The 24947-nt window shown below is 31.8% G+C and carries 27 protein-coding genes and 1 tRNA gene; 16 read left to right on the top strand and 12 right to left on the bottom strand.

The window, feature by feature from the left end:
• The first annotated feature begins 147 nt into the window (after nt 1–147).
• Together WAF17_RS07145 and WAF17_RS07140 are read left to right on the top strand one after the other, a co-directional pair.
• On the top strand, nt 148–690 hold the full coding sequence (locus tag WAF17_RS07145) for a YsnF/AvaK domain-containing protein (RefSeq protein ID WP_338768135.1): 543 nt from the start codon (nt 148–150) through the stop codon (nt 688–690).
• 151 nt (nt 691–841) lie between these two features.
• Nucleotides 842–1657, top strand: a complete 816-nt coding sequence (locus WAF17_RS07140) for a YsnF/AvaK domain-containing protein (RefSeq protein WP_338768132.1) — start codon at nt 842–844, stop codon at nt 1655–1657.
• Between the two features lie 135 nt (nt 1658–1792).
• Here WAF17_RS07140 and WAF17_RS07135 read toward each other — a convergent pair whose 3' ends face one another.
• The 4 genes from WAF17_RS07135 to WAF17_RS07120 all read right to left on the bottom strand — a co-directional run bounded on the left by WAF17_RS07135 (nt 1793) and on the right by WAF17_RS07120 (nt 4227).
• Nucleotides 1793–2020, bottom strand: a complete 228-nt coding sequence (locus WAF17_RS07135; protein WP_338768129.1) for a 4a-hydroxytetrahydrobiopterin dehydratase — start codon at nt 2018–2020, stop codon at nt 1793–1795.
• A 73-nt stretch (nt 2021–2093) separates the two neighbouring features.
• Entirely contained in the window at nt 2094–2882 is a 789-nt protein-coding gene (locus WAF17_RS07130; RefSeq protein ID WP_338768126.1) for an enoyl-CoA hydratase/isomerase family protein, read from the bottom strand.
• A 154-nt stretch (nt 2883–3036) separates the two neighbouring features.
• Nucleotides 3037–3306, bottom strand: coding sequence for a hypothetical protein (locus WAF17_RS07125; RefSeq protein WP_338768123.1), 270 nt, complete (start codon nt 3304–3306; stop codon nt 3037–3039).
• A 9-nt stretch (nt 3307–3315) separates the two neighbouring features.
• Nucleotides 3316–4227 (bottom strand): ATP-grasp domain-containing protein, encoded by a 912-nt coding sequence (locus WAF17_RS07120; protein ID WP_338768121.1) that lies wholly within the window; start codon nt 4225–4227, stop codon nt 3316–3318.
• Nucleotides 4228–4457: 230 nt separating this feature from the next.
• Between WAF17_RS07120 and rsmA the strand changes: the two genes are divergently transcribed.
• The 4 genes from rsmA (at nt 4458) to WAF17_RS07100 (ending at nt 7953) form a co-directional block, all read left to right on the top strand.
• Nucleotides 4458–5270 carry a 16S rRNA (adenine(1518)-N(6)/adenine(1519)-N(6))-dimethyltransferase RsmA gene (gene rsmA, locus WAF17_RS07115; RefSeq protein ID WP_338768119.1) on the top strand — a complete coding sequence of 271 codons (813 nt, stop codon included), beginning with the start codon at nt 4458–4460 and terminating at the stop codon, nt 5268–5270.
• Nucleotides 5271–5393: 123 nt separating this feature from the next.
• Nucleotides 5394–5810 carry an START-like domain-containing protein gene (locus WAF17_RS07110; protein WP_338768117.1) on the top strand — a complete coding sequence of 139 codons (417 nt, stop codon included), beginning with the start codon at nt 5394–5396 and terminating at the stop codon, nt 5808–5810.
• A gap of 246 nt (nt 5811–6056) precedes the next feature.
• Complete coding sequence (locus WAF17_RS07105) at nt 6057–7064, top strand: hypothetical protein (RefSeq protein ID WP_338768115.1); 1008 nt, start codon at nt 6057–6059, stop codon at nt 7062–7064.
• Between the two features lie 112 nt (nt 7065–7176).
• Nucleotides 7177–7953: a DUF4382 domain-containing protein gene (locus WAF17_RS07100; RefSeq protein WP_338768113.1), complete on the top strand. Its 777-nt coding sequence runs from the start codon at nt 7177–7179 to the stop codon at nt 7951–7953.
• A gap of 74 nt (nt 7954–8027) precedes the next feature.
• Here the strand turns inward: WAF17_RS07100 and pfkA are convergent, their stop codons facing one another.
• The 4 genes from pfkA to mtaB all read right to left on the bottom strand — a co-directional run bounded on the left by pfkA (nt 8028) and on the right by mtaB (nt 15048).
• A complete protein-coding gene (gene pfkA / locus WAF17_RS07095; RefSeq protein ID WP_338768111.1) occupies nt 8028–8996 on the bottom strand; it encodes a 6-phosphofructokinase in 969 nt (322 codons plus the stop codon).
• Between the two features lie 36 nt (nt 8997–9032).
• Entirely contained in the window at nt 9033–9938 is a 906-nt protein-coding gene (locus WAF17_RS07090) for a DUF2167 domain-containing protein (protein WP_338768108.1), read from the bottom strand.
• A 138-nt stretch (nt 9939–10076) separates the two neighbouring features.
• Entirely contained in the window at nt 10077–13187 is a 3111-nt protein-coding gene (locus WAF17_RS07085; protein ID WP_338768105.1) for a hypothetical protein, read from the bottom strand.
• A 541-nt stretch (nt 13188–13728) separates the two neighbouring features.
• Nucleotides 13729–15048, bottom strand: coding sequence for a tRNA (N(6)-L-threonylcarbamoyladenosine(37)-C(2))-methylthiotransferase MtaB (gene mtaB / locus WAF17_RS07080; protein ID WP_338768102.1), 1320 nt, complete (start codon nt 15046–15048; stop codon nt 13729–13731).
• Nucleotides 15049–15417: 369 nt separating this feature from the next.
• Between mtaB and WAF17_RS07075 the strand changes: the two genes are divergently transcribed.
• A tRNA-Ala gene (locus tag WAF17_RS07075) sits at nt 15418–15491 on the top strand.
• 41 nt (nt 15492–15532) lie between these two features.
• Here the strand turns inward: WAF17_RS07075 and WAF17_RS07070 are convergent.
• Nucleotides 15533–15844 (bottom strand): hypothetical protein, encoded by a 312-nt coding sequence (locus WAF17_RS07070; RefSeq protein WP_338768100.1) that lies wholly within the window; start codon nt 15842–15844, stop codon nt 15533–15535.
• Between the two features lie 205 nt (nt 15845–16049).
• Nucleotides 16050–16454 (bottom strand): Co2+/Mg2+ efflux protein ApaG, encoded by a 405-nt coding sequence (gene apaG, locus WAF17_RS07065; RefSeq protein ID WP_338768097.1) that lies wholly within the window; start codon nt 16452–16454, stop codon nt 16050–16052.
• A gap of 139 nt (nt 16455–16593) precedes the next feature.
• On the opposite strand from apaG, the gene ung reads away from it, so the two are divergent.
• The 8 genes from ung (at nt 16594) to WAF17_RS07025 (ending at nt 23220) form a co-directional block, all read left to right on the top strand.
• Nucleotides 16594–17256 (top strand): uracil-DNA glycosylase, encoded by a 663-nt coding sequence (gene ung / locus WAF17_RS07060; protein WP_338768095.1) that lies wholly within the window; start codon nt 16594–16596, stop codon nt 17254–17256.
• A gap of 133 nt (nt 17257–17389) precedes the next feature.
• On the top strand, nt 17390–18343 hold the full coding sequence (locus WAF17_RS07055; protein ID WP_338768092.1) for a hypothetical protein: 954 nt from the start codon (nt 17390–17392) through the stop codon (nt 18341–18343).
• 11 nt (nt 18344–18354) lie between these two features.
• On the top strand, nt 18355–19131 hold the full coding sequence (locus tag WAF17_RS07050) for a hypothetical protein (protein WP_338768089.1): 777 nt from the start codon (nt 18355–18357) through the stop codon (nt 19129–19131).
• Between the two features lie 33 nt (nt 19132–19164).
• A complete protein-coding gene (locus WAF17_RS07045; RefSeq protein WP_338768086.1) occupies nt 19165–19863 on the top strand; it encodes a hypothetical protein in 699 nt (232 codons plus the stop codon).
• A 31-nt stretch (nt 19864–19894) separates the two neighbouring features.
• Entirely contained in the window at nt 19895–20473 is a 579-nt protein-coding gene (locus WAF17_RS07040) for a DUF1684 domain-containing protein (RefSeq protein WP_338768084.1), read from the top strand.
• A gap of 394 nt (nt 20474–20867) precedes the next feature.
• On the top strand, nt 20868–21305 hold the full coding sequence (locus tag WAF17_RS07035; protein WP_338768082.1) for a T9SS type A sorting domain-containing protein: 438 nt from the start codon (nt 20868–20870) through the stop codon (nt 21303–21305).
• Nucleotides 21306–21529: 224 nt separating this feature from the next.
• The gene (locus tag WAF17_RS07030) at nt 21530–22447 is read left to right on the top strand and encodes a PhzF family phenazine biosynthesis isomerase (protein ID WP_338768080.1); all 918 of its coding nucleotides are present in this window, start codon (nt 21530–21532) and stop codon (nt 22445–22447) included.
• Nucleotides 22448–22569: 122 nt separating this feature from the next.
• The gene (locus tag WAF17_RS07025; RefSeq protein ID WP_338768078.1) at nt 22570–23220 is read left to right on the top strand and encodes a thymidine kinase; all 651 of its coding nucleotides are present in this window, start codon (nt 22570–22572) and stop codon (nt 23218–23220) included.
• A gap of 10 nt (nt 23221–23230) precedes the next feature.
• Here the strand turns inward: WAF17_RS07025 and WAF17_RS07020 are convergent, their stop codons facing one another.
• Together WAF17_RS07020 and WAF17_RS07015 are read right to left on the bottom strand one after the other, a co-directional pair.
• Nucleotides 23231–23890 carry a hypothetical protein gene (locus tag WAF17_RS07020; RefSeq protein WP_338768076.1) on the bottom strand — a complete coding sequence of 220 codons (660 nt, stop codon included), beginning with the start codon at nt 23888–23890 and terminating at the stop codon, nt 23231–23233.
• A gap of 74 nt (nt 23891–23964) precedes the next feature.
• On the bottom strand, nt 23965–24426 hold the full coding sequence (locus WAF17_RS07015) for a thioesterase family protein (protein WP_338768074.1): 462 nt from the start codon (nt 24424–24426) through the stop codon (nt 23965–23967).
• Nucleotides 24427–24531: 105 nt separating this feature from the next.
• Between WAF17_RS07015 and WAF17_RS07010 the strand changes: the two genes are divergently transcribed.
• Entirely contained in the window at nt 24532–24861 is a 330-nt protein-coding gene (locus tag WAF17_RS07010) for a DUF2834 domain-containing protein (protein WP_338768072.1), read from the top strand.
• The last annotated feature ends 86 nt before the right edge of the window (nt 24862–24947 follow it).

The raw sequence follows: 24947 nt of genomic DNA, 5'->3' as shown, positions 1-24947 counted from the left end.
TAGGAAAATTGAAATTTATTTAAACAAAATATAGAGTAAATTAGTATATATAGTAAGAATTACATAACAAACACACAATTACAATATACATATAACATTTAATTTGTTATCATTTTTTTAATTCTTATTTTTTTAGTTTAATCTTTTATGCCTACTAACTTAGATTCTATTTCTAAACCAAACAAAACTCTTACATCTCAAAATCAACCTCAAAATAAGGGAGAGAAACAAGCAGATATAAGCAATCGTGAAGGACATGATGAAAAATCTGTTCTGCAAAATGGTTTTGATAAAATATATCAAGAGGGAGAGGAAGTTATTATTCCTGTAATGGAGGAAAAAATCCATATAGAAAAGGAAATAATAGAATCTGGAAAGGTACAAATCATCAAAAAAGTAGATGAGCAAAAAAGTAAAGTAGAAGTACCTATCAATCATACAGAGGTACAAGTAGAGCGCAAGGCTATCAACAAATATGTTGAGCAGAATCCTGCTGCCATTCGTCAAGAAGGCGACACAACCATTGTATCAGTTTTAAAAGAGGTTGTTGTGGTGCAAAAAAAGACACTTTTGGTAGAAGAAATACATATTACCAAAACACAAAAACAAGAAATTCATACAGAGGACGTAACGTTAAAGTCCGAAAAGGTTTCGGTAGAGCGTCAAGATATGAGTCAAGATGCTAAATAGCTGCCTACTAATCAGGAACAACAATAAATCATTATCAATCAAAATTTTTAATAGAATAGAGTAAAGAAATGAATAGCTTATTGAGTTATTTGGTTCTTAAAACTCTGCCAATAATTTATTTTTTCAACTTAATTTTTAACATACTTATATTATGAGTAACACAGTAATCGGAATTTTCAGAACAGGAGAAGAAGCACAATATGCAGTCAATCAATTAACAAAAAATGGTATTGAAGCCGACAGTATTGATTTGTCAGCACGTCCAGCAGGTAAAGATTATACTTATCAAGACGAAAATCATAATGAAAATACAATCACTCGTTTTTTTGAAAATCTCTTTGCAGATGATGAAGACGAGAAGCGTAAAAAAATGTATTGTGATGTAGCTATCCGTAACTCACTTCTGACAGTACATGCAGATTCGAAAAAGGAAGCTCAAGTAGCTTTAAACATTTTGAATAATTCGGGTGCTATCGATATAGAAAGTGATTATGAAAGATATCAAAAAGCAATTGCTAATAACGAAGATTATTCTTTAGAAATGTATAACAAAGATAGAAATCAAGATTATAGAGAAGTAGAAGAAGAACAATCTGCTAAAGTAATTGAAGAAAAAATGCACGTTGGTAAACGTACTACAGAGACAGGTCGTGGAGCAAGACTACGTAGCTATATGGTGGAAAAACCAGTAGAGAAAAACGTACGTTTACGTTCCGAACATGTTTATGTAGAGCGCAGTCCAATTAATCGTCCAGCTACAGAAGCTGATTTTGCTGCTTTCCAAGAAGGAAAGGTAGAAGTAACCGAACATGCCGAAAAAGCAGTTGTTTCTAAAGATGCTCGTGTTATAGAAGAGGTAAAACTTGGAAAAACAGTTGAAGAGCGAGAAGAGACAATTAAGGATACAGTCCGTGAGACGAAAGTAGAAGTAGAAGAACTTGTTGGCGAAGAAAGTCGTAGCGTATAAAAAACGGAAGACTTAATTTTTATTTCTAGTAAATAAAATTTTTTCCAATCAAAAAGACTTATCATTAAAAAAATGATAGGTCTTTTTTTATTCTACAAAAATGATTTTTTTTAATAGATAATGGGATAAGAAAGATTAAATTTTATCAATAGCCTCTGCTAATTTTCTATCTTTTTCTGTAATAGTATTTCCTTCGTCGTGTGTAGTGAGTTCAAATTCTACTTTATTATAGACATTGCTCCAGTTTGGATGATGCTGATGCTCTTCTGCTAAAAAAGCGACATGAGTCATGAAAGAAAAGGCTTCTTTAAAGTCCTTGAATTCGAATGTTTTTGTTAGTTTATTGTCTTTTTCTTGCCACATGATATATGTTTTTTTGATATAAACCGTCGTTGACGGCTTCATTTGAGCATCAACGAGGTAGAATTACATAAATTTATTTAGTTAAAGAAGCTACAATCATTTTCAGAATACTTCTTGTTCTTGGCGACCACCATTGTTTGAGCATTGGCTCTAGTATTTCGTCCAAATTATCCATGTTCATTCCTTCTAGCATTCCTCCACGAAGATTCGTTTTGCTCAACGACCATGTTTTACCATCAAAATTGGCGTAGTCTTCCATTTTTTCTTCTGCGTGAGCCAACACTTTATCAGCAGCTACTACTTCATCAACTAGTCCAACTTCTTTTGCATCACTTGGGCTGATTAACTTTCCTTCCAAAAGATATTGATAAGCTGTTTTGTTTCCAATCCAAAACGCATACAAGTCAAAAATTACTTTCGGTACAACGATTCCAACAGGAATTTCATTGAGTCCGATAATATAATTTCCTTCTGCCATCACACGATAATCTGCACAAACTGCCAATACACAACCACCAGCAGGGCTATGTCCTGTAATAGCTGCAATAAGTGGTTTTGGGAAAGAAGCAATTACTTTTGTCATTTTCATAAATGCCACCCAAAATTCTTTCACTTCTTCTTCATTCATTGCATAAAGCTGTTTCAAATCTAAGCCAGAAGAGAAGAACTTGTCTTTTCCTGTGAGGATTACGCCATTTACGTCCTCATCATTGGTTGCTTGTTCGAAAAAAGCATGTAAATCACTAATCATTTGGCGATTAATCGGATTTGCTTTTCCTCTATTTAATTGTAGAGTTACAATATTATCTTTACTTGAAACAGCTAAGGTTTCAAAACTTGTTTGTAGGGTTTGGTTTGTCATTTTTTTATAATGTATAACAGATTTCGTAGTCTGTTGTGGTAATTTTTAATTAAGATTATAATACTACTAAAAAAAACGCAAAAATAGAAATTAGGCGTGCATACTATTTCGTGTATTTAAGAATTTTATAGTTTTTTGTAAAACTAAATAGAAGTTAAACAAAAGCTAAAAAAGCAAATACACTTATTCCGATAGATAAAATCAAAACTCCAATTAGTGCAGCAATTTTTATAATCATCTTTTTAGATTCTGAAAAATGATGCGCTGCAAAACCAATCAACATTCCAAAACCTCCCATTATAATCGTAAAAAGTGGAATTACGTCTTTATATTCGTCTATTTTCAATCCTACATTTGCGAGTATAGCAAAAGGTAAAATGATTGTGAGGAGTTTGAAGAGCTTTGTCATATCAATTTTTTTCATTTTGAGATTTTAAAGTCTATTATTTTGAATAATTTCTCTCAAGTTTGTATAAAAAATATTTTTATCAACATTATCTGGCAATTCAGAAACTTGTCCGTCTCCAAGTTCTATAATTATCCATTCTCCATTTGTCTTTTGAGCAATGTCCATTGTAAAAAAAATGCTTTTTATATGTTGAGCAATTTGAATAAATTTTTCTAATTCTAGTTTTGTATCTCCATACTCTCCTTCCTCCCAGTAATTAAAAATAGTCAAGATTTTTTTATTCAAAAAGAAAATTCTTAGCTCTTTAGTCAAAGGTAAACTACTTTTAGAATGCTTTTTTAGAAATTCTAATTTTTCAAATTTACGAAAAACCAAACCTTCATTCAACTCTTTTCCTCTAAGCTCAATAAATTTTTCTACGCTACTTTTTACTTTCTCTTTGTCTGCTGCATTAGGAATAAAACAGGCTTCTTCCCAGTAATATTTTTCAGATTTTACATAATCTTTTATAATAATTGGGCTCTCTCCAAACTGACTTGTTAGTTGATAAATTTGTTCAAAATCAATTGTATCATTTAATTTTAACCAATTAGAAAGAGGTGTATGTTCTTTTATTTTGGAATACGAATTAGGCAAATAATGACAATGTTCATACTCTTTTGGTGAATTAATCAACTGAATATTTTTATCTAAAAGACCACTATACAGTAAGGCATAATTTTTTGGTTTCAACATCCAACCACGATAAAGAGCTATTTCTTTTTCTTCTTTTTGTGGTATAAAACGAAGTGCAGAATGAATATTTTCTTCAAGTATTTTTTCAAAACTCAATAGATAGGTTTCAAAACCTGCATTTTGAGCAGCTTTTTGTTCTGCTTCATAATCAGAATCTATAACTTTTGGGTCAATGATGCTATCACAATAAATTATTTTCATTTGATATATAGAGGTAAAATAAACATTAAAGGTTATCATGGTTTGTTACAGGTAGTTCAGACATCTTGTCTGAACATAAAAAAATAGCCTTTATTTATCATTAGTCAGTCTAGAAGACTGACATACAAAAATAACAGTGATAACGTTTATTATCAGGGTTAATTTTTTCAAAGAAGTTTAGTTAGTATCTTTGCTATGAAATCAAAAACGAAGTAAATATATAAAATAATATGGCGAAGAAATCTCCTGTAAAACCCAAAAAACACCTAGGACAACATTTTCTAAAAGACGAAAATATTGCTCGTAAGATTGTCAATCAAATGCAAGATGAGAGTTATACAAATCTACTAGAAATTGGAGCAGGTACAGGTGTTCTGACAAAGTTTATTCTGAATGATAAAAAATATGATTTAACTGTTGTAGAAATTGATGACGAATCGGTAGAATATCTCAAGGAAAATCTAGGTTTTACAGACCAAACACTTCTCAATGAAGACTTTTTGAAAATGGACTTAGAAACTGTTTTTGAAGGGAAATTTGGGATTATTGGAAACTTTCCCTATAATATTTCTTCTCAGATATTTTTTAAGGTTTTAGAGTATAAAAATCAAATTCCAGAAGTGGTTGGGATGATTCAAAAAGAAGTGGCAGAGCGTATTGCATCGCCACACGGAAACAAAACGTATGGAATTTTGAGTGTTTTGTTACAGGCTTACTACGATATTGAGTATTGCTTCACAGTAAGTGAAAAGGTGTTTAATCCTCCTCCAAGAGTAAAATCTGCTGTTATTCGTCTAAAGAGAAATGAAGTAGAAACTTTAGATTGTAATGAAAAGTTGTTTTTTCAGTTAGTTAAGTTTGGGTTCAATCAGCGAAGAAAAATGCTTCGAAGTGCCTTAAAACCTTTAGGTATTCCAAATGCTTTTAAAGAAAAAGAAGCGTTGAATCAAATGCTTAGTAGAAGAGCCGAACAACTTTCTGTACAAGATTTTATTGAATTAGCACAAATTTTTGAAAGAGAAAGAGAAGCTGAAAAAGAATAGAGATATTTTTCGAATAAAAAATACGGTATATTACTAACTCAAACAGCCTCTTAGTTTTTTGGTCTAAGGAAAAAAAATATATCTTTGGTTGAAATAATAAAATAACAACACAATTTATCAAAAATGAGTAAATACGAATATAATGCCGAGTACGAAATACGTGCTGCCGTCAAGATGGTTTATCCTTTTATTTCCACACCACAAGGGTTAGAAGAGTGGTTTGCTGAGAGAGTAGAGGTTTTGGAAGATAAATTTCTAAATATTCATTGGGATAATGAAAGCCATATTGCAAAGGTAGTCTCACAAAGAAACAATTCTATGATTCGCTACCAGTTTGTAGAGAATGTAGAGGAAGGAAAAGCAAAAAATAGAGGAAAAAAGAAGGATGTAAATTTCTTAGAACTCAAACTTAATTATAGTGAACTGACTGATACTACTTATTTAGTAATCAGAGATTATTCAGAAATGAATGATGATGAAGTTTTGGAAGAGCTTTGGGACGGGCTTGTAGAGACGCTTAGGGAAAAATTAGGTGCTTAAAAATACAGTTTTATTTCGATAAAAACCCCTTATTTCTCTATCAAAAAAAATCTACTGGCTAACTATTTGAACTAGTAAAGAGACAAAACAACAAATCCTATTCTATAAATAATTCAATAAAAAAAATATTCAAGACAAAGCTATAAGCTACTTGCAGAGATACTGAACGTAGTTTGTAATTTTTTACTTGGCGTAATCTGTCTGTCTTGTATTTTTCTATTCTATTTACTTTGTAGCACTAAGGATATGAACATCAATAATAATATACAGCAATCAAATACAGAAAGTTCTTTTACTAAACCTTCTAGTTTAAAGCCTGTTTTTCCACCTTCCAAACGCCCACCAGAAGAGCAACCTTTAGCTCAAAATCTTCATAAAAGCTTTATAGATACGCCTACTCATTTCGAAACAGATTATATTTCTATGAAATGGATTCCAGAAAAACGTCGTATTGATGTAATTTGGAAACAGTTTGTGAGTGAGGAGAAAGTTCGTGAAGTGCTTTTGAAAGAAGTAGCTATGATTCGTCATACAAAAGTAAAATGTTTGTTTTTAGATGCTCAAAAGTTTAAGGGAACAAACCCAAATATTCCACGTTGGGCAAATGAAGTATGGTCGCAGATGGTTCATGATGCAGGGTTGCAACATTTTGCTACAGTCGTTTCAGATAAAGATATTTTTGCCGTTTTTTCTTTGAAATATGGAATGGGAGAAAAACTGACTTCTCTTGTAAATTGTGCTGTTTTCAAAACAATAGAAGAAGGAGAGGTTTGGCTAAGACAATATACACACCCTGAAAGTCCAGTTTATAGTGATGATGAATTAGAAGAATTGATGGAGGAATATGAAAACCTTAAAGCTAATGTAGATGCTGCTGAAATTGAAAATATACACAATCAGACTGAAAATGTAGCACAAGAAAAAAATGAAATAGAGGAAGAGAAAGAGCTTACAGAACCTTCAAGACACCCAATGAATGAAATAAAAAAAGAAGAAAGAATTGTAGAAATAGAAGCTACAACAACTAAAACAAGGGAGGTTTTTCAAGAAGAAGAATTACAAAGCTTTGATTTGGAAAATGAAAAACAAACGACTTTAGAGAGTGTGGAGGATAGTTCAGAAGATAAAGATGAAGCAGAAAATGATAAGAGACTTTCTCAAATTCAAGTCTTTTCAAATTTTGAAGATTTAGAAAACCATATTCAAGGCATAGAATCTAAATATAAGGTGGATGAAGATACAACTGAAAGTTAAATTAGAATGATTTTTGTCAAACAACATAGTATTATTTATGTTCTATAAATATAGTTTCACACTTAGAAACTATATTTTTTATTTTTTAAAATATTTTTTTAGAGAAAAAACTATGAAAATTCATTATTTATTTATTTTATTACTTTCTATTTCTCTTTTTTCTTGTAATAAAGAAAAGGAAAGTGGACAAGCAAAATTAGAAGTTCGTCTTGTAGATGCTCCTGCTGACTATGAAGCTGTCTATATTGATGTACAAGAAATCAGAATCCATACCTCTGAAACGGCTGCTGACGAAGATCAAGGCTGGACAACACTTCCTACAAATACAGGAATTTATAATCTTTTGGAACTTACTAACGGAATCGATGCTCTTTTAGCAACAGAAGAACTACCTGCTGGTAAAGTTTCTCAAATTCGTTTGATTTTGGGAGAAAATAATACTCTCGTAGAAGATGGAGAAACGATTCCATTAAGAACACCCAGCGCACAGCAATCTGGCTTGAAGCTAAAAATTAATACAACTTTAGAAGCTGATTTGAAGTATGTAATTGTCTTAGATTTTGATGCTGCTCGTTCTATCGTAAAAGCAGGAAATTCTGGAAATTACAACCTAAAGCCTGTTATTCGTACTTTCGTTGAAAGTGATGGTGGTTCTCTGAAAGGCTGTACCTCTGCCGTAACAATTCAGTCTTTAGTAACAGTTTCTCAAAATGGTGGAGTTGTGGCAACTGCTTATACAAACGATGGTTGTTTCTTAGTAAAAGGACTTCCTGCTGGAACATACCAAGTAAGAGTTGAGCCTCCTGTGGAATATGCTCCTGTTACAATTTCTGATGTAGTGGTAATTGATGGAGAAGTAAATACATTAGATACAATTACAATTCAATAAAAATATTATTTGTGAAGAAATATCAAAACTCATTTTACATTTGATGTAGAATGAGTTTTTTGTTTTGATGGAGTTTATGTACTCAAAATACGAAGCATTCTAACGAGCTCATTATCAATAGCTCTAGGTTTTATACATTCTTCTATTGAAGTATAAGTCATTCTTCGTTTTAGCTGCCCCACCATAACATTTGTTTTTCCAGATAAAAGTCCCTCTACTGCTCCCAAACCCAACTGACTACCCAAAACTCTATCAGCTGCTGTGGGTGAACCTCCACGCTGAATATGTCCTAAATTAGTAACTCTAAATTTGAATTTTGGTATTTGTTCTCTTACTTTTGCACCTAATTCTTCGGCATTCCCAAGCTCATCTCCTTCTGCCACCACCACGATTAAAGACCGTTTTTTATTGGCTAACATATCTTTTATAGACACAACAATTTCATCTAAAGAGTCCACGATTTCAGGAAGCATAACAATTTCTGCACCTCCTCCAATTCCTGTCAAGAGGGCAATATCTCCACAATGCCTTCCCATTACTTCGATAAAAAAACCTCGTTCAAGCGAATCAGCCGTATCTCTTATTTTATCGATGGCTTCTAAAGCTGTATTGATGGCTGTATCGAATCCGATAGTATAATCTGTTCCGTTGAGGTCGTTATCGATAGTTCCTGGTGCGCCTACAAATGGCATTTTGTGTTCTGCTGAAAATATTTGCATTCCCTTTAATGTTCCGTTTCCACCAATGGCAACAAGTCCATCTATTTCTAAGTTTTTTAGATTTTGATAAGCTTGTTCTCGTCCTTCTTTTATCAAAAATCGTTGGCTACGAGCTGTTTTTAAGACTGTACCTCCACGCTGAATGATATTACTTACATCTCTAGAAGTCATTGGATGAATGTCATTTTCTATCATTCCACGGTAGCCTCTATAAATTCCATAGACTTCTACACCATAATATAATGCACCTCTTACCACAGCACGTACACAGGCATTCATTCCGGGAGAATCTCCTCCAGATGTAAAAACTCCAATTTTTTTCACTTTTAAATTTGTTTTTGTAATCAAAAATCTAAAAAATTATTCTTCTCTTTCCAATTCTGCATCAAGATAGTTTATTTCTAAACCTTTTTCCAAATCTCTTTTTATTAATTTTCTTTTAAAGAATGTAAAAGCTCCCAGTAACGCAATAATTACCCATTTTAACCACTTGAAAACAAAAGGGACAACTTTTACTTTTGTCAAAACTTTACCCGCCAAAATACCTGCAAAACCAAAAGCAGCTAAATTATCGAAATTGGGGTCAAAGTCTTCGTGTCTGAATCCTTTATAAAAATCAATACTAGAAGTAAGTAGAGGGATTTGAGAATTAACTTCTAAAAGATGACTAGGTGAAGTGCTAATATTCATTTCCAAGACACCATACCTACCCAATTTGTGGGTGCTATGACGAATATATTTTTTCTTATCAGAAGAGCAAGAGACAGCCCACTGTAACTGATGCTCATTTTCCAAAAAATAGGGCTTCATTGCCCAAGATTGAATGGTTAATGTATCACAACCATTTTTTTTGATATTCTTATTCTTTCTATAATTAGTATGAAGAATGTCATTCCAAAAAAAATCTTCAGGTGTTTTGAAAATGGTGGTGTCAGGAATGTAACCTGTTTCTATATAAACTAATTCAATTATGAAAGGAGGTTTAGCAACTGAGTCAAGAGTATTTTCATTTGGAATAGCTACTAAACAGCCTAAATATTCGATGCTATCACAGGCTATGCGATAAGGAGATTTTACAGCATTTCCTTCTATAAAGACAAATCCTTTAGGTACGGAAAGTAGAGCAACACCAGCTAAATCTACTTTTCCAATTTGTCCAACTGGCTCATTTTGGTTTTTATTTTGACCAAATGCAGTAACAAAAAATAAATTATAGAAAAGTAAAACTATAAATAAACGGGTTGAAAATCTAAAAAATGTTTTCATAATTCATATACTTAAAATTCAGTAGTTTGTTGTTGTATAATTTAAGATACAAAATTATTTTCTGTTTATTTAAAAAATAAAAAAAGCATTGCCTTTTAGTTAAGACAATGCTTTGTAATTTATTAAAGTAAAAAACTTTTAAAAACCTTCTACCGTAATTTCGGCAAAGATAATTCCTGTTTCGTTTTCACTAGTATCTTTGAATTTGGCATATACTCTTTTATATCCTTCTCCACCTGTCAGTACCCAGTCTATTTTATCATTATATTCTTGCCAGTATGCTCCATCATCAAACTTTGCAGAGTTAGAAACCATAATATAGTTTGCCTGACGAGCATTAAAGAGAAGTGTTACTTGATTGTCTTTCACACGAGTTTGCCCTCCTTCAATTCTGATAATTCCAGGTTGTGGTGGTTGTGTGTCTAACAAAATTTGAGAACTAGCCACAAAAGATTGATTTCCAGCTTCATCTCTAAATTTTATATAAACAGTTTTATAACCATCAGCACCTGATAATGTCCATTTTTTATCAGTTTGAAATTCTTCCCAACGTGCAGGAGGTGGAAAACCTCTCATATTAGTAATCATCATATGTGAAGCCTCTTCTGCCATAATATTCAATTTTACTTGATGCTTGTTTGTATAAGGTTCACTTCCATTGATTATAATTTCTTCTCCAAAAGGTGCTTGTCTGTCCAAAATAATACTAGCACTAATTGGTTCGGTTTGATTACCTGATTTGTCTCCAAACTGTACCCAAACTTTGTTTTCTCCGTCTTCTCCTGCCAAAATATGATTCATTACGATAGGTCGGAAAGGTTGCCAAGAAGCACTATCCATAGACTGGCTTTTTCCAATACGCATTTCGGCAGCTCCTTTTGCACGGAGTTGAAGTGTTACATATTTATTGATGTTTGTAGTATATTTTGCGTTTTTATTGATAGTAATTTCTCCACCTGTTGGTGCTGTACGGTCAAGACCAATTCTGTCATAAGCAATTTCAGAGATATTACCTACTCCGTCTCTATAACGAACAAAAACAAATTTAATTCCGTCTTCTCCTACCAAAGTAAATTGTCTTGAGGTATTATAAGATTCCCATTTTGCTTCTGGAAAATCAATACGATTAGATAACATCATATGAGTAGCTCCTTGTGCGTTGAGGGTAAGACCAACAGTTTGAATATTTGTTCCGTTATCTCCTTCATTGATTTTAACTTCTCCAACAATAGGAGGCGTACGGTCAAGCAATACTTTTTGAGACACAACTTCTGAAATATTTCCTGCTTCATCTCTAAAACGAGCAAAAATTTCTTTCAGTCCATCATCTCCTGGTAGAGCAAAAGGAACATTTTTTCCTGCTTGATAATTAATCCAACGACTACCATCAAAGGCTGAGTTCATTCCAATCTGCATCATAACAGCTCCATCAGCTTTTGCTTGTAGAAGAACAACTTTATTTGGGTTATTAGTAACACTATCACCCTTATTTATTCTGATTTGTGGGTCTTGAGGAGCAACTCTATCCAAAATAATCTCTGTACTGATAGGAGAAGTTACGTTTCCTGCTGCATCTTTGAATTTTGCATACACTGTTTTTTTGCCATCTGCTCCTTCTAATTCCCACCCTTTTATTTCTTCTGCATATTCTTGCCATTTTCCATCTGTAAATTGCTCTGACTTTCCAAGCATTACTTCACTTGCCCCACGAGCAAATAGATTAACAGCAACAGAAGTGCTTTGAACATATTTTGAATTTTTTTCAACAGCTATGCGAGTATCAATAGGAGGAGTAAGGTCTAAAACAACTCTATCAGACACAGGTTTGGATACATTTCCTGCTCTATCTCTGTATTTTACATAAACAGCTTTTTCGCCATCTCCTACTGCAAGTTTCCAATCTTCTACTTTATTACGATAAATTTCCCAACGCCCTTCAAAAAAGTTTTCAGTATTACTAATCATCATATAACGAGCATCATTATTATCAACAGAAAGCTCAAGATTTACCAATCCTTCTTTGTTATTTGTTGTACCTTCATTTCCTTCTTTAGAAACAATTTTTATTGTTCCTCCTGTTGGCTGTCCTTGGTCAAGAATAATTTTGTCTGATTTTATTTCGGTTTCATTTCCTGCTTCATCTCTAAACTTTACATACACTATTTTTTCTCCATCAGCTACATCAAATGTCCAGCTAGGAAGCAAATAACGATACGGTTTCCAGTCTGCACCACGCAAATTAGGGTCATTACTAACCATCATTTCGGATGCTCCAATAGCAGAAAGACGAATATTTACATTATGACTTTTTGTATAACGATTTCCTCCGTTTACTAATATTCTAGGCATAGAAGGAGGTTCAAGGTCTAAGATAATACGAGCAAAAGCAGGTTTGGATTGATTACCCATCTTATCTCTAAACTTTACAGCAACTACCTGAGGACCTTGTTCGGCAGGTAATTGAAAATCTATTTCTTTTTCATAAGGAATCCAAGTACCTAAAGATTGAATAGAAATATCACTTGCTCCTTCAGCATTAAATTGTAATTTAACATCACGAGAAGTGGTAAATTTTGCACCGTCATTTATTTCAAATTTACCTTTAGGGGGAGTTTGATCGACAATAATCGTATCAATTGCACTTTCAGAAATATTTCCTGCATAATCTCTATATCTTGCATATACGTATTTTTTTCCCTCGCCTCCTGTGAGTGGCCAACCTTGTATGGTTTCTTTGTAAGGATACCAACGAGGCGCATCTTGAAAATCACTACGATTACTAATTTGCATTTCGTATGCTTCACGACAATACAACTGTAAATAGACTTTTCTATCTCTAGCATTCGTATATTCTGCTCCTGAATTAACAATAATAGAAGGCTCAGTAGGTGGGCTACGGTCAAGCTCTAGCTGGGCAACTGTTGGGTCAGAAACCATCGAACCAGAACCATCTCTAAACTGAACATAAACAGTTTTGATTCCATCTTCACGAGCATCTAAACGCCAATTTTTTTGACCTTCGAAAGATTCCCAACGTGCGCCAATAAAACTAGCATTATTACTAACACGCATTTCACTAGCTCCTTTAGCAAAAATTTTCAAAATAACACGTCCTTCAGGGTCATTGCTGATTGAAGCTCCATTATTTACCGTAACGATACCTTGAAGAAGTTGTCCGTACGAAGAATGACTAACTAAAAGACCACTAAAAATAAAAAAGACAAAGAGTAAGTTTTTTATATTGTGCATAATATATAATTAAATTATATTTAATACTTTATTTTGTTTATCAAATTCAATATTACAAAGTGCTTTTACTTAAACATAAAATTGCGAAAAATAATAGGGTTTTTGATAAAACTTTTGATAAAACGAGGAAATGAGTAATTTTTTGATTTTAAAGTAAACCAACAAAAAAGAACAATAAATAACAAAATCTATCAATTTCCTTTGGTTAATCTTATTTTATATAATTAACGGTTTTATGAATAGCATATTGAATACTATCTTTAAAATACAGAAAATAATGATTTTTTTTCGTCCAATTAGAAAATGACAAAGCAAAGTGAGTAAACCTTTAAAGGTGCAACCCCTAAAGTTTATTCAATATTTATTTAATTTTCTAGGTAAAGATAGGATTTTTTTAGGAATTATTTGTTTGATAAAGTAGTTTCTAAAGTAAAATATCATACTATTAGAAAAAATATTGTACAGTTATCATACTCATATTTTTCTCAAAAACATTTAATGATAAAGTAAAAGATACAATCTTCAAATAAGAAAAAATTCTTTAAACTAATTCAGAAATAGGTGTTGCAATTACTGTTCCCTTCGAATCTGATTCGTCGAAATCTCTTAATTCAACTTCTTGTAGTGTATTAGGTAGAGAAACATTATAAGGTTGATTTACACGAACATAATTTTCTGTAAAGCCAAATATTTTATCTTCCTTGACTTCATTTTCCCACAAAACAGTTTTTGTTTTTCCTAATTGTGATTCATAAAACTGACGACGTTTTTTATCAGATAAGCTATGTAACATCTTCGAACGCTCCGAACGAACTGATTTAGGAACTATATTTCCCATTTGAGCAGCTTTTGTGTTTTGGCGTTCTGAATAGGTAAATACATGCAAGTATGAAATATCTAAGCTATGCAAAAAATTATAAGTTTCCATAAAATGTTCATCACTTTCATTAGGAAACCCAACAATTACATCAACCCCAATACAAGCATCAGGCATCAGATTTTTGATTTTTTCTATTCTTTCTTGATATAATTTTGTCTTATAACGACGACGCATAAAACGCAAAATTTCATCACTTCCAGACTGTAAAGGAATATGAAAATGAGGAACAAACTTTTTAGAAGTAGCTACAAATTCAATAATTTCATCAGATAATAAATTGGGTTCTATTGATGAAATACGAAAGCGTTCGATGCCTTCTACTTTGTCTAATTCTTGAATCAACTCATAAAAAGTATGAACACGCTGATTATTAATTAAACCATAATCGCCTGTATTTACGCCTGTCAAGACAATTTCTTTTACAGCAGTTGCAGCAATTTCATTAGTAACTTTCAAAATATTTTCAATAGTATCGCTTCGGCTATTTCCTCTAGCAAGTGGAATCGTACAGAAAGCGCAGTTATAATCACACCCATCTTGCACCTTCAAAAAAGTACGTGTACGGTCGCCAAACGAGTAAGCAGTATTAAAATCAGTAGCTTGTGAGATTTCAGAAGCACAAAGTTGAACAGTATCTTTTTGTTCAAAATCATTCAATACTTCAAACAGACGAAATTTTTCTGCTGCTCCCAAAACAGCATCTACACCTTTTATCGTTGCAATTTCTTGGGGTTTGAGTTGTGCGTAACAACCAATAATGATTACAAAAGAATTGGGTGAAGTCTTTTTAGCCTGTTTTACAATTTGTTTGCATTTTTTGTCTGCATTTTCTGTAACCGAACAAGTATTGATAACAAAAATATCTGGAGTTTCAGAAAACTCTACACGCTCATAACCACGCTCTTCGAACTGACGAGCAATAGTGGAAGTTTCTGAAAAATTGAGTTTGCAACCCAAGGTGTAAAAAGCTACTTTACGCATAAATTAATTACGAATTACGAATTACGAATTTGATGTAGAATTGTCTACAATTCGTATTCTTATTATTAAATTATTGTTGGTGTTTTAATGATAGCAACACCAATAAATAAAAAGATATAATTTAGTTACAACAAAGGTACGAAATAAAATAAAATTTGTATTTATGAAAAAATACGCTTTTATTTGCTAGGCTAAAACCTAAGGAACAATTACGAATTAAAGATTACGAATTACGAATGTAATATACTGAATATTAACGTTTTTCTATTTCAAAATGAGTATGTTATTTATTTCCAATCCCTAAGCTAGAAAAATTCTGAAAAATGAACTTATCTTTCAAAAAAATAGTTTGAATTTTAAACCAAGGATGGGGATTTAGCTCAGTTGGCTAGAGCACTTCGCTGGCAGTGAAGGGGTCATCAGTTCGAATCTGATACTCTCCACAGGATATGAAAAACCTTCTTAATTTTATTATTAGGAAGGTTTATTTTTTGTATAAAAATCCGTCTGAAAAATTGATTTTTTTAAGTGCAAAGTCTCTTAAATCTTTTCCATTTCCTTCGATTATCATTTTGTAGGGAATAATAACAGGAATTGTTTCTTGTGAGAGAACATAATAATTAGGCGATACATCTTTCACAAAGAAAATAATAAAAAACTCTTCTTCTTCCAATACTTGACATAAATTTATCCATGGAAATATAATACTTGCTCCACTATTATGATAAAGAAGCCCATTTTCATTGTAGGCATAGGAAACTTGTTTACCTTTATTTTGCTCTGAAATATCTCTCAAGTCTAATATAGATTCTTGTAGTTTGCCTTCTTGATCAAAATACTCATCATATTTTATAGGTTTATTAAAAATTTCTCTTCCAATTTTTCATCAAAAACCAGTTTTATATTTTTCATTTTAATTTTTTTGAAAAAAGTATTTTGTATTTATCTTCATTCATCATATGAATCATATAAAATCACTCGCTAATCAAACTACACAGTATTTAGTTAAACCTCACAGGGTCAATCAAAGAGAAATCAGGTATTTTGACTTCAAAGAGTGTATCATCTTCTATTCTTTTCATAAGATAAGTACCCGACATTTTACCCATATCACTTTTTAGGTGGCAACCCGAAACATATTTATGACTTTGTCCAGATTTTAAGATGGGCTGTTGTCCGATTACGCCTTCCCCTTCTACTTCTTGATATGTTCCTTTTGAGTCATAAATATGCCAATGACGGCGCATAAGTTGTACAGTCTCGCTGCCAGTATTGGTAATTGTTATGTAATAGGTAAAAACAAAATTCCCATTTTGAGAGTGTTTTTTATGAAATTCAGTACGTACACGCACCAAAATACCATCTGTAATTGCACTAAAGAGTTCTCCAAACATTTTATCAAACATTTAGTAAAGGAAATGATTTACTACTAAAATGATAAATATTTTCAATGAATACAAATTTTGAGATATAAATCTTTGTAAAACAAAGCAAATAGTATGTTTAGTGCCAGTTATTTATTACCAAATTACCAATCATAATTTTATGGATGTAAAAATCGCAGATTCTTGGAAAGCTCATTTAGAAGAAGAATTTTCAAAACCATATTTCGAAAAACTTGCTCTTTTTTTGAGGGAAGAAGTACAAAAAGAAAAAGTTTATCCCCCTGGGAAGCTCATCTTTAATGCTTTCGAAAAGTGTAGTTTTGAAGATACAAAAGTTGTTATCTTAGGGCAAGACCCTTATCACGGAGCAGGACAAGCCAACGGACTTAGTTTTTCGGTTAGTGATGGCGTTCGTGTTCCTCCATCTCTCAAAAATATTTTTCAAGAAATAAAGGATGATTTGGGAAAAGAAATTCCAAAAAGTGGAAACCTAGAACGTTGGGCTTCTCAAGGCGTTTTGATGCTCAATGCTGTCTTGACGGTACAGGCTTCAAAACCTGCATCACATAGCAAAAAAGGCTGGGAAGAGTTTACATCGGCTGTTCTGAAGCTTGTCTCCGATGAAAAAGAAAATTTAGTATTTCTTCTTTGGGGAAAAAATGCCCAAAAACGAGGCGAAATCATTGACAGAGAAAAGCATTTAGTATTAGAATCTGCACACCCATCACCCTATTCTGTTCATAGTGGTTTTTTTGGAAATAAGCATTTTAGTCAAGCCAACAATTATCTAAAAGAAAATGGAAAAGATGAAATAGATTGGTAACTTTGCGCTCTTAAAAAATTCTTAAACCTTAGATAATTTGAGAAAATTGTCTAAGGTTTTATTCATTTCAGTAAAAAGTAGTCGCATTGAACTGATTACTGATTACTGATTACTGATTACTGATTACTGATTTATGGTTGTTTTATTTATTCTTTGGATTCTAGCTAATGTAGCTATCTTTATTAATTTCCGTGCTTTTTCAAGCTATAATGTACCTACTTTTCCTGCGATTGTTGTTAATTATGTCGTTTGTGTCTTAACAGGGAGTCTCTTTATTTTGATGGGCTGGATAGAAAGTCCTCCAGTTTTCGAAACACTACAAAGTGAGCAGTTTTCAACAGCTTTATATATTGCAATGGGAATGGGTTCATTTTTTATAGCTTCTTTTTATATAATGGGACTTACTACGCAGCTTTCTGGTGTGGCTGTGGCGACACTTTCGGCTCGTATTTCGTTTGTGATTCCTGTTTTGGTAAATCTTTTTATTTGGAAAAATGGAGGTAAAGATTACGATTTTCTTAATTATTTGGGACTTTTCTTAGCCATTACGGCTGTGGGTTTGGTTTCTTACAAACCTTCAAAAATAGCTGACCCAACAGAGTATAAAGACGACAAGAAAAAATATTTAGCTATTTTACTGCCTATATTGGTGTTTTTGGTAAGTGGAATGATAGACACCACCTTTAATTATACAGTAAGAGAAGATGTACAGATAGTTCTTCCCAACCAACAAGGCATTTTTAGTATTTTGCTTTTTGGAATTGCAGGACTTACAGGAATTACCATTTTTACAATTCAGTTTTTGAGAAAGAAAATCACAATGACAAAACGAAGTATCATTGGTGGAATTTGCTTAGGAATACCTAACTTTTTTTCTATCTTTTTATTATTAAAAGTATTAAGTGGGTTTAAAGGCGATGGCGCACTTGTTTTTCCTGTTTTTAATATCTCTGTGATTCTGATTGCTGCGATTGCTTCTTATTTCTTCTTTAAAGAAAAATTATCGCCTATTAATAAATTGGGGCTTGTTGTTGCTATTTTTGCTATTTTGCTTATTTCTTATCAAGAAGTTCAGAGTGCTTTTTGAAAATAATGATTATGAAAAAAACGATTAGAAAAATCATTCTACGCTCTTTACTATGCCTATTTGTGGCAATAGCAAGTTATTTTTCTTATGAAATCTATTTGAAGGATTTTATATTTGAATATTTTAGAATGCAGGTGGTAGATAGAATGAAAGAAAATCTTGAAAATCACGAAAGCGAATTTGAAGAATTGGTTGAGTTTAGTAAAGATTTTAATGATATAGATGATTTACAGTTTTTTGAAAATGATATTATTAATTTTAGATTGAGAGATTCATCTATGAGTAGCTACATACCAAACATAGATTATGAAAGTATTTGGCTTACAGAAAGAAATGATTCTATTTTTTGGAATCAAGGTAATTTGGACTTTATAGTTGAGAAAGTTGAGTTTAATAAAGACAATTTTGTGAAAGTTTATCTAAACTATGAAGGCGAACGAGATATTGATACTTTACATAACTGGACAATAAATTACAGAGGAACTACAAATAATATTATTTTAAAACAACTTCTTACTTATCGGAATATAGACTTTGAAAAATTCAAACTGTTGAGAAATAAAGTAGAAAAAGTAAACTGTCATTCTTTTTATAAAAGTGGGCATTCTTTTATGTTGAGCTATGCAGGTTATGCTCCAAGTGATTATTTTTTTTACATTATTTCTCCAAACTCTCCTTTATCTATTGGTGCAAAACATTTGTCAAAAGAAGATTATTATTGGTGTTATCATACCTCCTCTTTTTGCATTGACATGATAAACTGGTACGGAGAAGGCGAAGTAGATTAATCAAAAAACAAATTCAACGAAACCATTTCAAAAATGAAATTCATATTCAAACTCTCGTTTACCTTATTGTGCATAGCCAGTATTTCTTCTTGTAATAATTATCGTTATGAAAAGTCTGCTATTACAGGAATTAATATATACTCTACAGTTGAAGAAAATGAACGATTCGTGCGAGAAACCTTCACAGAGAATGAAATAATAACTTTGGCAAAAGAGTTAGGTATCAAGGATACTACTACTTTAGGTAAAATTAGATATGAAATAGTAAATGATGGAAAGAGTGTCAATATAGAGTTTACATTTATTGATGAGGCTATAAAATACAAAGAGCCATTTAAAAAGTACGTAGTTGATTTGTTAAATAACAAGGCAAAGCAAGACCAATTAAATGCAACACTTTTTGTTGAAGCTGAAATGGAAGCTCAGAAAATTATGCAACTTATAAAGTACGAGAACTATGATGAGGTTTGGGAAAATAGAATATCACAGCATTTAAAATGGAGAATGACAAAGCCAGAGTTTTTTGAAACGTGGAAAAAGATAAATGAGATAATAGTAAACTATGAAAACAAAGAACTAACAGAGCGAGTAATACTTGAGAAAATAGAAGGAATTGAAAATGATTTAATTAGTCTGAACTATTTGTATGGGAATGATTATAAATTAGAAATTGTCTTAGAAAATACAGATAAAATGCTATTAGCTACTTTTTGGCTTAGACCAATATCATAATTTTAATAAGTAACTTCAACCAACAAAAAAAATGAAAAAATCAATCACACTATTTATTCTTTCTCTATTTGTTTTAGCTTCTTGCGCCCCAAAATATGAGGTAGAAGTTCAGACAGAAAGAGACAAAAAAAACAAGCAATTTAAGGAAGGTAATGGTTCGCCTATTCCCTATGATGATAGAAAGACTTTTGAGGGACTGAATTATTATCCAATAGATTCTTCTTATTATGCTGTTGCGATGCTGACTTTACAGCAAGACCCAAAAGTAGTAAAACTAAAAACTTCACAGGGCAAAGACCGAAATTTTAAAGTCTATGCAAAGGCAGACTTTAAGCTAAAAGGCAAACCTCTATCTTTGGATATTTATAAAGCGATTGAAGATGGAGATGGATTTTCTATTTTATTTACCGACCAAACGAGTGGCGAGACTACCTACGAAGTAGGACGTTATGTTGATGTGGAAGTAAACGGTCTTAGAGCTATTTTAGATTTCAATCGTGCCTATAATCCATATTGTATTTATGATAAAAAATATGACTGCCCAATTCCACCAGAAGGAAGCCATCTGAATATTGAAGTAAAAGCAGGAGAGAAGATTTATAAAAAATAGGCAGGAGAGCAAAATAAAAATCAATTTTTTATATAAAATTGTACAGTTTTAAGAAATAATTTCTTTTTTCTTACAGTAATAATTATGAATTTTGTGATAGCTAATAAGAAACAAACAAATTATTTTGTAAATTAGCTAAACAAGACAATTAGTAGAGTTGAAGCAAAAGTGTTGATTAGATGTTGATTTATTCTAATTTATTAGAAAATTCTATCAAAATACTTAAAAAACACTGTTCTTAATGAAAATTATGTAACCTAAATTGCTTAAATTCAGTTCTATTAATTAAATACAAATTCAATCAGTAAATAAATAACCATTCAAACTCTGTATTATTCCCTTTTATCAAAACACCCTAACATTCCGAATGACAAAACTCTAACTAATTATTTTTATGAAATTAAATCAGCTTCTATCTTTCTCTAAAAAACCACCTCAACAGCCAAATCTGTCTATCAAATCACTTACAAAGTCTATTTTGGTAGCTCTAGTATTTTTTATGGCTGTTTCGTATTCATCATTTTCATACGCTCAAAATCTTCAAACTATCACTTCTAGTACAAATGAAGCTGATAAAATTGAAATTTCTGAAGCTTATCCAAATCCAGCAACTCATTATATTCAGTTTGATTATCGAATTACTGATAAAATGTCAGAGGGCAAAATCACAGTTTATAACCTCTTGGGTAGTGTAGTTGCAGAACATAGATTGAATAAGTATGATAATCGCCTTCAAATTTCTGTGGGTAATATGAAAACAGGAATTTATTTTTATACGATTTCGGTAAATAATACAAGTTTAATTACTAAGAAATTTGTGGTAAAACATTAATTTATGACAAAACTATTTTACTTCTAAAACACTTTTACTTAAATGTAGAAGTGTTTTTTTTATGCTCTAAATCAGCTTTAACTAACTTTTATTCGGAATTCTAAGAAAATAATCGTTTTTTTGTAACTCTTTTTCAAAAATTATCTTCGTGTTATCCAAACACTTTGCTTAAAGTGTTGTTTCTACTGCTTTAATTGTCTTTTATTCTTTTATTTTTGTCTTTTATGAACTCTGTCTCTTCTCAAAAAATTCCTTTTTATCAAGTTGATGCTTTTGCCCCAAAACCTTTTAGTGGAAACCCTGCTGCTGTTTTTTTGTGTGATGAAGCTCTAACAGATGAACAATATCTCAATATTGCTAGAGAAATGTATTTGCCCGAAACTACTTTTTTGCGTCCTTTAGCTAATGGAAAGGGAGATTCAGAATGGAAAACAGCAAATCTTTTTGAGGTGCGTTGGTTTATGATAAACGAAGAAACTAACCTTTGTGGACACGCAACCCTTGCTGCTGCACACGTAATTTTTGAGGAAATACAAAATATTCACACAGAGGTAAGTTTTCGTACAAGAAGTGGCGATTTGCTTATTCGAAAAGATGATTTTGAAGGAGATAAAGACTTTATCAAAATGCAGTTTCCAGTAGAAGAAAAGTTTGAAGAAAAGACTGCTGATTCTGATTTATTAAATTATTTAGGAATTGAAAATCAGAAAATCAATTCTTGTGTTTATTTTCCTATTAAACAAACATTGATTTTTGAGTTTGAACACCAAGAAGAGTTGGAAAACTTGCAACCAAACTTCGAAAAATTAGTAAAAAATAACTACACGATTCCTATCAAGAAAGTAGGAATTACTACAAAAGGAAATTCTAAATCTAACAAAAAATATGATTTTATATCTCGTCTTTTTTGTCCTTGGATTGGAATTAATGAAGATGCACTTTCGGCTGTCTCTCACGGACTTTTTGCAAAATATTGGCAACCTAAGTTAAATAAGAATAGCTTTTTTGCTTATCAAGCTTCAAAACGAGGAGGAGAAATTCATTTAGAATTACTAGAAGACGAAAATAAACTAGGGAAATATAATCAAGTCTTGCTAATTGGAAAAGGAATCACTACTTTAGAAGGAAATGGAAGGATATAAATTTAGATTTCAGAAATTAGATTTCAGAAGTAAATGCAAATTACTTTTTATTTCTAACTTTGTATTTCATTTGCAATTTTAGTTCACTTCTAACTTCTGAAATCTAACTTCTAAATTTATTCATGCACATCGAACCTACCATACATCACTTAGACCACCCTGTGGAGGGGGGCTGGATAGAAGTCGTCTGTGGCTCTATGTTTTCTGGCAAAACAGAAGAACTTATTCGTCGTCTTACTCGTGCTAAAATTGCTCGGCAATGTGTCCAAATTTTCAAACCTGCCATCGATACTCGTTACGACGACCAAAAAGTGGTTTCTCACAACCAAAACGAAATTGATTCAATAGCCGTAAAAAAATCAACAGATATTTTAGAAATTTTGAAAGAAATGGACTGTCAAGTTATCGGAATTGATGAAGCACAATTTTTTGATAAAGAATTAGTTAATGTTTGTCAGACTTTAGCCAATCAAGGAAAACGAATCGTTATTGCTGGTTTGGATATGGATTTTGCAGGTAAGCCTTTCGGAATAATGCCTCATCTTTTGGCTATTTCAGAATATGTAACCAAAGTACATGCTATTTGTATGTGTTGTGGAAAAGTGGCAGCCTATTCTTTTCGCCTTACTCCTTCAAAGCAAAAGATTTTGTTAGGTGAAAAAACCGAATACGAAGCTCGTTGTAGAAAATGTTTTGTAAAAGGAAATTTGAGTCAGGAGAAAGACAAGGAAGCGAAAAATAATGAGAAAGCTCTCAAAAATGAAACTTCATAATCTCAAAAACTTATTTATTTCTCTTTGCTAGTTCATCAATTGCTTGTAGTTCTATCAAGATAACCTCTTTTTTGAGCGCACTAAGAAAGGCAAAGGCAGCTTCTGGAAAGGTCTTTTGAAAATGGGCTTCTACTAAGTCAGTATTTTTGTCGTGTAAAAGTTCTATGTCATTTTGAGAAGCAAAAGGCGAAGTAAAATTCCACTTTTTATCAATTTTATTCATTTCAGCTACATATTCACTTAGCTCTTCTTCTAATTTATAACCTCTTCCTTTTTTATTTTTTCCAATAAAAAATAAAGTAGTAGCCTCTTTGTAGGTTTTGTTAGCAGGAATATTATCCAAAAGACGAGCAAGGTCATAATAGGTTTTGTCTATATGCTGCAACATAGTTTCGGTGCGTTTTCTAAGCAAATCGCCTTTTCTTCGCATCATCGAATCTTGTTCTAAAGCTCGGTAATGAATATCATACAAAGCTTCCAAACTATCAGCAGCTTCTCTGTTTTGCTTTTCTAGTTTTTCGAAATGAAGAGCAGGGGAAAAATTAGCCATTTCTAAATCTTCATTTGTAGTTTCTTTGTTTTCAGAAGTACAAGAAAGGCAAAACAAACTCATTACTACTATCTTACAAAAAGTAGTAAAATAAAAACTAGAAAAAGATATTTTTTTCATAAATAATGAGTTTGTTCAATCTAAAAAAATAATTCATTAATCACTTATTAACTTACCACTAATCACTAAAAAAATCATTCATTGCTTATCAAACGACTTTCTGGGTGTGGGAGTTGCCAACGTTTTTTGAGCTCTTCGGGTAGGGCTGCAATTTTTCTGTTTTTATAATCAAAAAGAACCATTCCTGTCTTTACTTTCAATATTTCTCGTCTTGATTCTTGGTCAATAAACTTATAATACAAATCAAAACCAGAAGAAGAAAGTCCTCCAACAGTTACATAAACCTCAAAAACATTCCCATAAAATCCTTCTCCTTTAAACTGCATCGCAACATCAGCCATAATTACACCCAAACCCATAATATCAAGTTCACTTTTGAAGCCTTCACTCATAAAAAACTGAACTCTAGCTTCGTGTACCAAACTAAGCATAGCATCATTTCCGACATGTCCACCATAATTGAGGTCTGTAATTCGAACAGGAATTTCTGTTTTGAATAAAAACTGGTCTGGCAAATCTACTTTTACTCTATTCATTTGAAATTTATTTTTCAGGTTAAAAAATGGTTTTACAATCTAAACAAATTTACACAAAAAAGTTCTATATTTAGAAATATAGTAATTCTAACCTTTTCAAAATCTATGAAACTCAAATACGTTTATCTCTTTTTGGCTCTTTTAGGTATTTGTTGGACGTGGTATTTTAATATTCAATTTTACTTGACAGAAGAAAATACGTCTATCTTAAATTATATTGCCCAAACAAAAACGACTTTTCCTGCTCGTTCGTTTAGTGCTGATTTGATGGTAGTGGTATTTACATTTTTTGCGTGGTATATTCCAGAAGCAAGAAAGTTAAAAATGAAATACTGGTGGATTTTTATTCCACTTACTTTTTTGGTGGCGATTGCCTTTGCCTTTCCTTTGTTTTTGTATTTCAGAGAGTTAAAACTTGAGAAACAAAATGAATAGATTGTTTTTATTTATAGAATAAGCCTAAATTCAGTTTGCATTTTAATAAAAAAATCATCAAATTGATACATTGATTTATTCCCTTA

The sequence above is a fragment of the Bernardetia sp. ABR2-2B genome (genome assembly GCF_037126435.1).
Classification (GTDB): domain Bacteria; phylum Bacteroidota; class Bacteroidia; order Cytophagales; family Bernardetiaceae; genus Bernardetia.
The sequence above is the reverse complement of the archived record's forward strand: the minus strand, read 5'-3'. Positions and strand labels throughout refer to the sequence as shown.